Source organism: Streptomyces sp. NPDC048600 (assembly GCF_055587025.1).
The window spans coordinates 25,720-37,297 of the sequence record NZ_JBVJGZ010000050.1 but is presented as its reverse complement, the minus strand read 5'-3'; the positions used below and the strand labels follow the sequence as shown (position 1 = coordinate 37,297).

General features: G+C 69.6%; 8 protein-coding genes. 4 read left to right on the top strand and 4 right to left on the bottom strand.

Annotated features, from left to right (window positions below; translation table 11 throughout):
* Positions 1–134: 134 nt before the first annotated feature.
* From ACZ6SQ_RS37045 to ACZ6SQ_RS37030, 4 genes are all read left to right on the top strand, one after another.
* A complete protein-coding gene (locus ACZ6SQ_RS37045) occupies positions 135–1,523 on the top strand; it encodes an MFS transporter (protein ID WP_469570224.1) in 1,389 nt (462 codons plus the stop codon).
* 158 nt (positions 1,524–1,681) lie between these two features.
* On the top strand, positions 1,682–2,464 hold the full coding sequence (locus tag ACZ6SQ_RS37040; RefSeq protein WP_469570221.1) for a sigma factor-like helix-turn-helix DNA-binding protein: 783 nt from the start codon (positions 1,682–1,684) through the stop codon (positions 2,462–2,464).
* Between the two features lie 212 nt (positions 2,465–2,676).
* On the top strand, positions 2,677–4,230 hold the full coding sequence (locus ACZ6SQ_RS37035) for an MFS transporter (RefSeq protein WP_469570220.1): 1,554 nt from the start codon (positions 2,677–2,679) through the stop codon (positions 4,228–4,230).
* Positions 4,227–4,898 (top strand): TetR/AcrR family transcriptional regulator, encoded by a 672-nt coding sequence (locus tag ACZ6SQ_RS37030; RefSeq protein ID WP_469570218.1) that lies wholly within the window; start codon positions 4,227–4,229, stop codon positions 4,896–4,898. Before ACZ6SQ_RS37035 ends, ACZ6SQ_RS37030 begins: the two co-directional genes overlap by 4 nt.
* An 87-nt stretch (positions 4,899–4,985) precedes the next feature.
* Here ACZ6SQ_RS37030 and ACZ6SQ_RS37025 read toward each other — a convergent pair whose 3' ends face one another.
* From ACZ6SQ_RS37025 to ACZ6SQ_RS37010, 4 genes are all read right to left on the bottom strand, one after another.
* Positions 4,986–6,554 carry a DUF6851 domain-containing protein gene (locus tag ACZ6SQ_RS37025; protein ID WP_469570215.1) on the bottom strand — a complete coding sequence of 523 codons (1,569 nt, stop codon included), beginning with the start codon at positions 6,552–6,554 and terminating at the stop codon, positions 4,986–4,988.
* 167 nt (positions 6,555–6,721) lie between these two features.
* Positions 6,722–8,296 (bottom strand): DUF6851 domain-containing protein, encoded by a 1,575-nt coding sequence (locus ACZ6SQ_RS37020; protein ID WP_469570212.1) that lies wholly within the window; start codon positions 8,294–8,296, stop codon positions 6,722–6,724.
* Positions 8,297–8,404: 108 nt separating this feature from the next.
* Positions 8,405–9,970 carry a DUF6851 domain-containing protein gene (locus ACZ6SQ_RS37015; protein WP_469570210.1) on the bottom strand — a complete coding sequence of 522 codons (1,566 nt, stop codon included), beginning with the start codon at positions 9,968–9,970 and terminating at the stop codon, positions 8,405–8,407.
* A 116-nt stretch (positions 9,971–10,086) separates the two neighbouring features.
* Complete coding sequence (locus tag ACZ6SQ_RS37010; protein WP_469570208.1) at positions 10,087–11,523, bottom strand: DUF6851 domain-containing protein; 1,437 nt, start codon at positions 11,521–11,523, stop codon at positions 10,087–10,089.
* Positions 11,524–11,578 lie beyond the last annotated feature (55 nt).

The following is an 11,578-nucleotide window of genomic DNA, read 5'->3' as shown; positions in this document are numbered from 1 at the left end:
CACCCAGATGGCCGACCAGCTCGACACGGCCGTCGAACAGCACGGCAAGGGCGACCTCGCCGCACTGCTCACCGGCGGCGACACCTGGACCGTCGCATGACCCACACAGCTTCAGAGGAAAGGGGCCGCCGCCCATGAGTACGGACGCCTCGGCGAGACCGAGTCCACAGGAGTTCATCGACCAGCGCCCGATGGGCCGCCGGCAGCGGCTCATCGTGGCGGTGGGCCTGCTCACGATGGTGGCCGAGGGGATGGACACCACCGTCGCCGCCTTCGTCTACCCCCGGCTCAAGGAGGACTGGGGCATCGACGGCCGGGCCGTGACCGCGACCGTGGCGCTGGGCGTCCTGGCGATGATCCTCGGCGGCGTGGTCGCCGGCCCGCTGGCCGACCGCTACGGGCGCAGGCTCGTCACCCTCGTGGGCACCGCGACCTTCGGCGCCGGCACGGCCGCCATGGGATTCACGACCGGCATCGGCCCGTTCACCGCGCTGCGGATCGTGGCCTGTCTGGGACTCGGGGCGGTGCTGCCGACCGTGATGGCCCTCGTGGCGGACTGGATGCCCGCCCGGCGCAGGGTCCAGATGGTCGCGCTGGCGTTCGCCGGGGTGACGGCCGGCACGACCCTCGGCGGGCTTCTCGCCGCGGTGATCAAACCCGCCTTCGGCTGGGAGACGCTGCTGGTGGTGTGCGGGATCGTGCCGCTGCTGCTGCTCCCGGCGATCTTCCGGGTCGTCCCGGAGTCCCTCGGCGTGCTCGCCACCCGTGAGCGGCCGCAGGAGGAGCTGCGCCGCGCCCTCGCGGCCGCCGTTCCGGACGAGGACCTGTCCCAGGTGGACTGGGAGCGCAGCACGGTGCACAAGAGCGCGCGGACCAGCCCGAAGGTCGTGCTGTCCCGTGGCTTCTTCCGGATGACCATCCTGCTGTGGCTGTGCTTCTATCTCGGGCAGGGCGTCGCGTTCGTGATCGTCACCTATCTGCCCGAGCTGGCCGAGAACGCGGGCCTGACGGAGTCCAAGGCCGCGGTGTCGGTCGCCGCTTTCGGGTGGGGCGGCCTGATCGGACAGCTCTCGGTGTCCTTCGTGCTCAAGCGGTTCGACCGGTTCCGGGTGCTGGCGGCCCTGTGGGCGCTGACCGCGGTCGGCCTGGGCGCGGCCGCGCTGACGGCCGGCCACTTCGCCGGGCTGCTCGTGACGGCGTTCCTGCTCGGGCTCTGCCTCCCGGCGGCGACCTCGGTGCTCCAGGCGATCACCGCGGTCGCCTACCCGCCGGCCGCCCGCGCCACCGCTGTGAGCTGGGCGAACAGCGCGGGCAAGGTGGGTCCGCTGGTGGGTGGTGTGCTCGGCGGTGTCATGGTCGACGCGGGCTGGTCGCTGACCAAGGTACTGCTCGTCCTCGTCGGGCCGGTCGCCAGCGGCCTGCTGGCTACGCTGGCGCTGCACGCCCGCAGGCGAGGGCAGCAGGAGGAGTCGTACACCGTCGCGCCCCGGCCGCTCGGGAGCCTGGTCTCCGAGCGGTCCTGACCGCGCGGAGGTGAACTCGAACTTCCGTAGCACGTAAGGGACTTGCTGATCCGCCGCACCTACGATGGCGCCGCAAGCCCCTCCGTGGCGTGCCCGCCGATACCTTCCCCCCGTCGGCGGGCGCGCCGTTTCGTCCGAGCACGTCAGGAGGAGCCACTGTGACCAGGACCGAGGAGTTCGAGGGAGTGCGGCCGCTGCTGTACGCGATCGCCCGCCGGATCCTGGGCAGCGCGAGCGAGGCGGAGGACGCCGTGGAGGCGACCTGGCTGCGCTGGGCGGACACCCCGGCGCGGCCCGCTTCGATCGAGGGTCATCTCGCGGCCGAGGTCACCCGGATCTCCACCGACGTACTGCGCTCGGCCCGTCTGGAGCGCCATGCGCAGGTCGGGGCGGGGCCCTGGGCGGCCGAACCGCTGCCGGGCGGGACGGGCGGGGACCCGCGGCGGCCGGTGGAGCTGGCCGACTCGCTGCTGACGGCGGCTCTGCTGGTGCTGGAGCGGCTGTCCCCGCTGGAGCGAGCGGTGTTCGTGCTGCGGGAGGCGTTCGGGTGCTCCGTCGCCGAGATCGCGTCGGCGCTCGGGTGTTCGGAGGAGGGGTGCGAACAGCTGGTCGACTCCATCGCCCGCACGAGCGACGGCGGCCGTGAGCCGCTGCCCTGGCCGACGTACATCGTGGGCGCCGAGAACGTGGCCCGGCTGCTGTCGGCGATCGTCCCGCCGCTGGTGCGGATCGGCGTCACCCTCGAGGAGCACCGGGTCAACGGCCGTCCCGGCTCCCTCTTCCGCGACCGCAACGGCAGGATTCTCAACGGCACGGCCCTCGACCTCCGTGACGGGCGGATCGAGGCGATCCATCTGGTCGTCAACTGCGAGGAGTTCGTGTACGCGGACCCGGTGGCCGAGGCCTACGCGGTCCTGCGCGAGGCGAACCGGGCCGGGTGAGGCGAACCGGGCCGGGTGAGGCGAACCGCGGGCCCGGTGAGGCGTACCCGGGCCCTGCGGGGCGTGTCAGGCGCTTCGTATCAGCTCTTGAATTGTCATGCCCACGACAATTCTGGACCGTTCTTGCGATGCGGCCCCGGGCAGGACCCTCTCAATCCACATTGACTCGCAAGCTCTAGCTGCTCTCAAGTGAGAGCTGCTACCATTTTCTTATGGCTGTCAAAAATCGCTGGTTAGCTCTGATCGGTCTCACGATCAGCGTGCTCGTCATCGGATTCGATACGACGATCCTGAACGTCGCCATCCCCACCCTCGCCGCCGACACCGGCGCCTCCGCGGGTGAGCTTCAGTGGATCATCGACTCCTACGCTGTCGTCTTCGCCTCCGCGATGCTTCCCGCGGGCTTCCTCGGCGACCGCTTCGGCCGACGCAAACTGCTGATCACCGGGCTCGTGATCTTCCTCGGCGGCTCCATCATCGGAATGCTCGTGGACACCCCGGGCGCGCTCATCGGGGCCCGGGCGGTCATGGGACTCGGCGCCGCGCTGATCCTGCCGCTCACGCTGTCCATCATCCCGACCCTCTTCAAGGGCGAGGAGCAGACCAAGGCGATCGCGATCATCACCGTCGGTGTCTCGATCGGTCTGCCGCTCGGCCCCCTGGTCAGCGGCTGGCTTCTCGACCACTTCTGGTGGGGCTCGGTCTTCGTCATCAACATCCCGCTGGTCGCCATCGGCATCGCCGCCTGCGCCCTGCTGATCCCCGAGACCAGGGACCCCTCGTCCCCCCGGGTCGACATCATCAGCACGGCCCTGGGCATGGCCGGTCTCGGCGCCCTCGTCTACGGCGTCATCGAAGGGCCCTCCGAGGGCTGGGGCGACCCCGTCATCCTCGGCTCGATCGTCGGCGGCCTGCTGCTGCTCGTCGGCCTCGTGCTGCGCGAGCAGCGCCAGCCCCGCCCGATGGTGGACCTGGAACTGCTGCGCAACCCGACCTTCCGCTGGAACACGGTCTTCCTGATCCTCGGCACGTTCGTGTTCATGGGCCTGATGTTCGTGCTGCCGCAGTACCTCCAGGTCATCCAGGGCCACGACGCCTTCGGCACCGGTGTGCGCATGATGCCGCTGGTGGCCGGCATGATCGTCGTCGCCAAGATCGTGCCGCCGCTGACCCTCAAGTTCGGCACCCGGCCGCTGGTCGTCGCGGGTCTGCTCATCATGTCCCTGGCGATGTTCCTCGGCGCCAGCACCGACACCGGTACCGGCTACGGCTTCACGGTGGTGTGGATGATCCTCACCGGCCTGGGCGTGAGCCTCGTGATGGTGCCGGCCCTGGACACCGCCCTCGGGGTCCTGCCCCCGGGCAAGGAGGGCACCGGCAGCGGCCTGAACACCACCCTGCGCCAGGTCGGCGGCGCCATCGGCATCGCCCTGCTGGGCAGTGTGCTCAACGCCGTGTTCACCGACCGGCTCGACACCAGCGGGGTACCGGCCCAGGCGGCCGACGCAGCCGAGGAGTCCGTGGTGGCCGCGCAGTCGGTCGCCGCACAGCTCGATCTGCCCCAGCTGGCCGAGTCCGCCGCGTCCGCCTTCGTCGACGGCATGAGCACGGTACTGCTGGTCTGCGGTGTCGCCGGCGTCGTCGCCGCCGCCCTCGCCGCCTTCAAGCTGCCCGACAGCCGGGAGACGAGGAGGACCGAGGTGAAGGCCGAGGAGCAGCCCCGGGCCGAGGTGCTGTCCGACGTCGCGGACGGTGCGCGACAATGAGCCGTATGCCCTCCGCCACGACCAGCGCATCGACGTCACCGGCGATCACCGTCGCCGAAGCCGGCCTCGGTCTGCGCGAACGCAAGAAGCTCCGCACGCGCCAGGCCATCCGTGAGGCGGCCCGTCGGCTGATCGACGACCGAGGGTACGACAGCACCACCGTCGAACAGATCGCCGCGGCGGCCGAGGTCTCGCCGAGCACGGTCTTCCGCTACTTCCCCAGCAAGGAACACATCGTCCTGACGGACGACTACGCCCAGTCCAGCATGGCCATCCTGCGCGAACGCCCCGCGGACGAGCCGCCGCTGGCAGCCCTGCGGGCGGTGGTGACCGAGATGGTGCGCCAGCTCGCCGAGGACTTCAGCGAGGAGTACCGGTGGCGGCGTGAGCTCGTGCGCCAGGTGCCCGCGATCAGGGCCCTGGTCGGCGAGCAGCAGGACAGGTGGGTCGAGTTCGTCAGCGACGCGTTCGCCGAACGGGCGGGCCTGCCCGAGGCCAACCTCGAGATCCGCGTCCTGGTCGGCGCCGTGACGGGCGCCTTCCACCAGGTGCTGTGGGGAGACCACGGCGAGGACACCGACCTGGTGGAGATGATTGAACGGGCCTTGACGGTGCTGGAGCGGCCCGATGCGGTCGGCCGCCCCGACATCAGCCCAGGCGTTGCGTGACGTATCCCCCGGCGACACGCGACAAGGACCTCCCGGCACTCGCAACCGAGTGCCGGGAGGCCCCTTTTTACTGCCGCGGCAGGACCGTCAGCGCTTGACGTTGCCCTCGACGTGCTTCTGCACGAACTCGTGGGCCATGTCGCCGAACTGACGGCCGAACTCCACGGACCGCTTGGTCGTCGTCGCGAAGTGGACACCGCCGTCCACCCGGCTGCGGGCACACGCGTTGTCGAGGTCGGTCCACGTGGGGAAGTGCACCTCGACGTCCTTGACGGGGGCGATCCCGTGCTCCGCCCGCAGCGCGTTGGCCGGGACGGTGAACTTCCAGTCCAGGGTGTCGGAACCGAAGTGACGTCGCGCCGCCTGCGAACCCGCGGAACAGATCGTCGTGGAGCCCGAGGGGTACTCCGGGTGGTCGCTCACGCTCAGGTAGCTGGCCCACTCGGAGGCGCGGATGTCGTTGACCGTGCCCAGACCGGGGCCGCCCCAGGCGGTGATCTTGCTGTTGCCGTACACGTGGCGGACCGCGCTGATCGGCCGCACGGCGTCGTACTTGACCTTCTGGTACCAGCCGATGATCAGCGTGTCGAACGTCGCCAGGATGGTCTTGCACGTCCACTGCAGCCAGCCGTGCACGCCCAGCTCGTCGTTCTGGTCGTGCTTGCGGGCGATGACGATGGACGAGTAGCCGATGCCCCACAGCTTGTTGTCCATGACCTCGGCGAGCACCTTGGTCCGGTCGTTGAGGTTGGCCGACGCGTCGATGATCTCGTCCACCTCGCGCTTGTAGGCGCGCATGTTGGTGTGGTCGCTGTGGTTCGGCGGGGCCAGGTAGTACTTGGACGGGTCGCGGAAGATGTGGGGCTTGACCCGGCCGGCCTGCGGGGTGACGAAGTGCTGGCTGACGTAGATGCCCATGTCACCCGGGCCACCGCCGACACGACGGCCGTTGTGGGGGCCGAGCTGCGGCTGCCAGCGCGAGGGGTTGTTCAGCCTGAACGGCGTGTTCACGGGCCGGTAGCCGGTGTAGTCCGACCACGGCACGCGGTTGTACTTGCGCCCGCCCTCGTCGCCGAGGAGGTTCATGCCGTCGTGCTCGAGGAACTGCCAGACCTTCCTGGCGGCGTAGTTGCCGATGCCGATCGGGCTGCTCAGGTTCTCCGAGGTGTCGTTCGGGTCGAGGCCGAACGAGACCATCAGCTGCTGGAGGCGGCCGACGTTGAGCGGCAGCAGGCGCTTCCAGATGCCGTGCTGGGCGTAGATGACGGCGATGTTCATGTTCCGGTTGCTGGCGGACTCGCTGGACGGCCGGCGCGGGATCTCGGAGTGGAAGCCGACCGCGGTCTCGTGGTACGGCGCCAGCGCGTCGAACGCCGCGAGGATCGCCGCGCGGTTCGTCCACAGGAAGACCGTCGCGTCCATCGGACCGATGAACTGGAGGCTGGGGGAGTCGCCGGCCTGGTCGTCGTTGGGCTGGGCCCACTTGACGTAGTTGTCCTTGTCCAGGTCGAAGTCCACCTTGACCGGCTCATTGGTGGCGGCACCGGCCGTGCGAGAGAAGACCAGCGAGGAAAGGGCGGCCGCGGAGCCGCCGAGCAGCAGGGACCTGCGGCCCAGCGAGGAGCCTGAGAGGGAGGTGTGTCCGGACGTCGTCATGATCGTCTTCCTTGTTCGGGACAGGGAAGGGCCTGCGAAGGCGAGTCTCGGAAGGGCCCTTCATGAGGAACGGGACATCGACGGCTGCGCCGCGGCCTGTCGGCCCGGTCGGCACTGGCCGAGAACGCGGCGGCGGGCGGACGGCCCGCCGCCGCGGGGGAAGGGCGTCAGTTCTTGACGTCGCCCTTGACCTGGCGCGCCACGAACTCGTGGGCCAGGTCACCGAACTGCTCACCGAACACCAGCGACCGGTCGACGGTCTTCTGGAAGTGGACACCGCCCCACACCCGGCTGTCGGCACAGGTGCGGCTGAACTCGGTCCAGGTGGCGAAGTTGATCGACAGATCCCTGGCGGGCGTCTGCCCCGGCTCCACCAGCGTCGAACCGGCCTTGTAGTCGATCGTCCAGTCCAGCTCGTCGGAGCCGAAGTAGCGCCGCGCGGTCTGCGAGGTCGCCGAGCACAGCGTGGTGGAACCCGACGGGTACTCGGGGTGGTCCCCCACTGTGAGGTAGCTGCGCCACTCGGTGGCGCGGATGTCGCTGACGGTGCCCTTGCCGGGGCCGCCCCAGGCGGTGATCTTACGGTTGCCGTACACGTGCCGGACCGCGCTGACCGGGCGGCAGGCGTCGAACTTGGCCTTCTGGTACCAGGCGGCGATCGTCGGGTCGAACGTCGCCAGGAGGTGCTGGAGCATCCACTGGGCCCAGCCGTGCACGCCCATCGTGTTGTTCTGGTCGTACTTGCGGCCGATGACGATGGACGAGTAGCCGATGCCCCAGAGCTTGTTCTCCATGATCTCGGCGAGAGCCTTGCGCTCGTCGTTGAGATTGGCCGACGCCTCGATGATCTCGTCCACCGAGCGCTTGAAGGCGCGGGTGTTGGTGTGGTCGCTGTGCGCGGGCCGGGCCAGGGGGAAGCGGGCCGGGTCCTTGAAGATGAGCGACTTGGTCCGGCCGGCCTGCGGGGTGATGAAGTGCTGGCCGACGAAGATGCCCATGTCGCCGTGGCCGGGAGCGCCGAGCCGGCGGCCGTTGTGCGGGATCAGCTGCGGCTGCCAGCGCGAGGGGTTGTTCAGGTCGAACGGCGTGTTCACGGGCTCGTAGCCGGTGTAGTCGGCCCACGGACGGGGGTTGTACTTGCGGCCGCCCTCGTAGCCGAGGACGTTCATCCCGTCGTTCTTCAGGACGTTCCAGGTGTTCTTGGCGGCCACATTGCCGATGCCGATCGGGCTGGTCAGGTCCTCCGACTCGTCGTCGGGGTCCAGACCGAACGCGGCCATCAGCTGTCGCACGCCCGCCGTGTCGTTCGGCAGCATGCGCTTCCAGATGCCGAGCTGGGCGTAGATCGTGGCGATGTTCAGGTTGCGGTTGGTGGCGGACTCGCTGGACGGGCGGCGCGGGATCCGCGTGTAGATGCCGACCGCGGTCTCGTGGTACGGCGCCAGCGCGTCGAACACCGCGAGCATCGCCGCGCGGCTCGTCCACAGGAAGACCGTCACGTCCATCGGTCCGATGAACGCCAGTCTCCCCTCCAGACCGGCCTGCGCGTCCTGGGGCTGGGCCCACTTGATGTAGTTGTCCTTGTCCAGATCGAAATCGATCTTGAGCGGCTCGTCGCCCGTGACCGCGCCGGCCGTACGGGAGAAGGCCAGCGTGGACAGCGCCGCGGCCGAGGCACCGCCGAGCAGTGCTCGGCGGCCTAACAGGGCGCCTGAGCCAGAAGTGTGTCCGGACGTCGTCATGACTGTTCCTGCCCTTTGAAGAGGTTGCTGCGCGAGTGAGGGGGGAGTGCGACCGATCAGGGCGAGCACGGCGGCGGGCGGACGGCCCGCCGCCGCGGTGGGGGAGGGTCAGCCCTTGACGTTGCCGTTCACGTACTTCTGCACGAACTCGTGGGCCAGGTCGCCGAACTGCTCACCGAGCTCCAGGGACCGGTTGACGGTCTTCTGGAAGTGGACACCGCCCCAGACACGGCTGTCGGCACAGATCCGGGCGAACTCGCTCCAGGTGCGGATGTGGATCGGGAGGTCGTTGTGCGGGGTGAGCCCCTTCTCCACCAGCGACGCGCCGGCGGAGATGGTGAACTTCCAGTTCAGGGTGTCCGTGCCGAAGAAGCGGCGCGCGGACTGCGCCGAGGAGGCGGCGAGCGTCGTGGAGCCCGACGGGTACTCCGGGTGGTCGCTGACGCCCAGGTAGCTGGCCCACTCGGAGGCGCGGAGGTCGCTGACCGTGCCCTTGCCGGGGCCGCCCCAGGCGGTGATCTTGCGGTTGCCGTACACGTGCTGGATGGCGGTGACCGGCCGAGCGGCGTCGTAGATGACCTTGTGGCGCCAGGCCACGATCGTCGGCTCGAACGTCGCCAGGATGTGCTCGAGCATGTAGTGGATCCAGCCGTGCATGCTCAGCTTGTGGCTGCGGGCCATGACGATCGCCGAGTGCCCGATGCCCCAGACCTTGTTGTCCATGACCTCGGCGAGCAGCTTCTGCCGCTCGGTGAGGTTCGCCGACGCCTCGAGGATCTGGTCCACCGAGCGCTTGTACTCCCGGGGCCGGGTGTGGTCGACGTGGGTGGGCGCGGAGAGCTGGAACTTCGCCGGGTCCTTGAAGATGTGGGCCTTCACCTTGCGCAGGTGCGGGGTGACCATGTGCTGGACGACGAAGATGCCCAGGTCACCGTTGCCGCCGCCGAGCCGGCGCCCGTTGTGCGGGCCCAGCTGCGGCTGCCAGCGCGAGGGGTTGGTCACCTCGAACGCGGTGTTCACCGGCTCGTAGCCGGTGTAGTCCGACCACGGGCGGGGGTTGTACTTGCGGCCGCCCTCGTAGCCGAGGAAGTTCATGCCGTCGTTCTTCAGGTTCTCCCAGACGTTCTTGGCGGCCACGTTGGCGATGCCGACCGGGCTGGTCAGGTTCTCCGACGTGTCGTCCGGGTTCAGGCCCATCGCGGTCATCATGGCCCGGGTGCCCGCCATCTTCGACGGCAGGACCCGGCTCCAGATCTGGTACGTGGCGTGGATGGCGGCCACGTTCAGGTTCCGGTTGGTGGCGGACTCGCCGGAGGGGCGGCGCGGGATCCGCGTGTACACGCCGACCGCGGTCTCGTGGTAAGGCGCCAGCGCGTCGAACACCGCGAGCGCGGTGAGGCGGTTGATCCAGAGGAAGACGGTCACGTCCATGGGGCCGAACAGATCCCCGTTGGGCGACTTGCCGGCCATGTCGTCGCTGGGCTGCGCCCACTCGATGAAGTTGTCGGTGTCGAAGTCGAACTTGGCCGGGTCGGCAGCGCTCTCGGCCGCGGTGGCCGAGCCGGAACCCAGCCCGGTCACCGTCAGGGCAGCGGCCCCGCCGAGCCCGCCGAACAGCAGCGACCTGCGGCCCAGGCCGAAGCCGGAGACGGGAGAACGTCCGGACGTCGTCATGAGTGAATTCCTGTCCTTGTGAGGGGGGCACTGAGAAAGGTGGGGCCGGGCCGACGGCGCACTGCGGTGCCGGTGTCCGCCGCCGCGGGGCGTGGAACGCCGTGAGAAAGAAGCGGTCAGTCCTCGACGTCGCCGTCGATGTGGCGCTGGACGAACTCGTGGGCCAGGTCGCCGAACTGGGCGCCGAACTCCAGGGACGTCTCGACGGTCCCGGGGAAGTGCGCACCGGCCCACACCCGGCTGCGGGCGCTGTCCTTCTCGAAGTCGGTCCAGGTGGCCCAGGTCAGCTCGAGGTCACCGGCCGGTACGGTGCCCGGCTCCTTCTGCGCCGAGCCGGCAGGGAAGGCGTGCGTCCAGTTCAGGACGTCGTCCCCGAGGAAGCTGCGGGCCGCCTGGGCCTGGGCGGCGGTGAGCGTGGTGAAGGCGGAGGGGAATTCGGGGTGGTTGCCGACCGGCAGATAGCCGGTCCACTGGTCGCCGGGGAGGTCGTCGACCGTGCCCTTGCCGGGCCCGCCCCACGCCGTCACCGGGTCGCTGCCGTACACGTGCCCGACGGCGCTGAACGGCCGTACGGCGTCGTGCTCGCGCTTGTGGTGCCAGGCGGCGATCAGGCTGTCGAACCGCGCCACCGATGTCACCAGGAACAGCTGCACCCAGCCGTCCAGGTCCAGGTCGTGCGCCACGGCGGCGGCACGCGGCGACAGGGTCACGGACAGCGGCGTGTGCTCGAAGAACTCCGCCTTGACCTTCTGTTCGTCGGTGAGGTTCGCCGATGCCTCGAGGACCTCGTCCACCGCGTGTTTGTACGCGCCGGAGTCGGCGTGGCCGAGGTGCTTCGGCGGGGCGAGCTCGAACTCGCTCGGGTCCTTGTACGTCTGCGGCGCGACCATGCCGAGCTGCGGGGTGGCGAACCGCTGGGCGGTGAAGACGCCCTTGTCGCCGGGCCCGCCGTCGATGCGCCGGCGGTGCGGCTCGACGGCCGGCTGCCAGCGCGTGGCGTCGACCAGCTCGTCGGCCGTGTTCACGGGCCGGTATCCGGTGTAGTCCTCGTAGGGCAGGCCGTTGTACTTGCGCCCCTTGTCACCGAGGACGTTCATACCGTCGTGCGCCCGGGCCGCGACGACCGCCTTGCCGGCCGTGTTGCCGATGCCCACCGCGGTGGTCAGGTCCGTCGACTCGTCGTCGGGGTCCAGACCGAGCGCGGTGAACGCCTGCCGCAGCACCGGCGTCCGCTCCTCGAACACCGCCTTCACGACCTGGAACAGGGCGTGGAGACCGGCGATGTTCTTGTTCCGGTTGGTCGCGGACTCCTCCGCCGGACGGCGAGGGATCCGCGAGCAGATGCCGACCGCGGTCGGGTGGTAGGGGGCCAGCGCGTCGAACCAGGAGGTCTGGAGCTGGTGGGTGAGCCAGGTGTAGGTGGCGACGTCCCCCGGGGCCATGGCGTCCGCCGGCGGATAGCCCCCGCCGCCGTGGGTCGTGATCAGGTCCCGGATGAAGTTGCCGTTGTCGAAATCGAAGGGTATCTGCTGGGCGCGACCGGAAGTCGTCACGGGGTGATGCCTTTCTTGAGGAAAGAGGGCTCCGCGTTTTCCGAGAGCGGGTGCG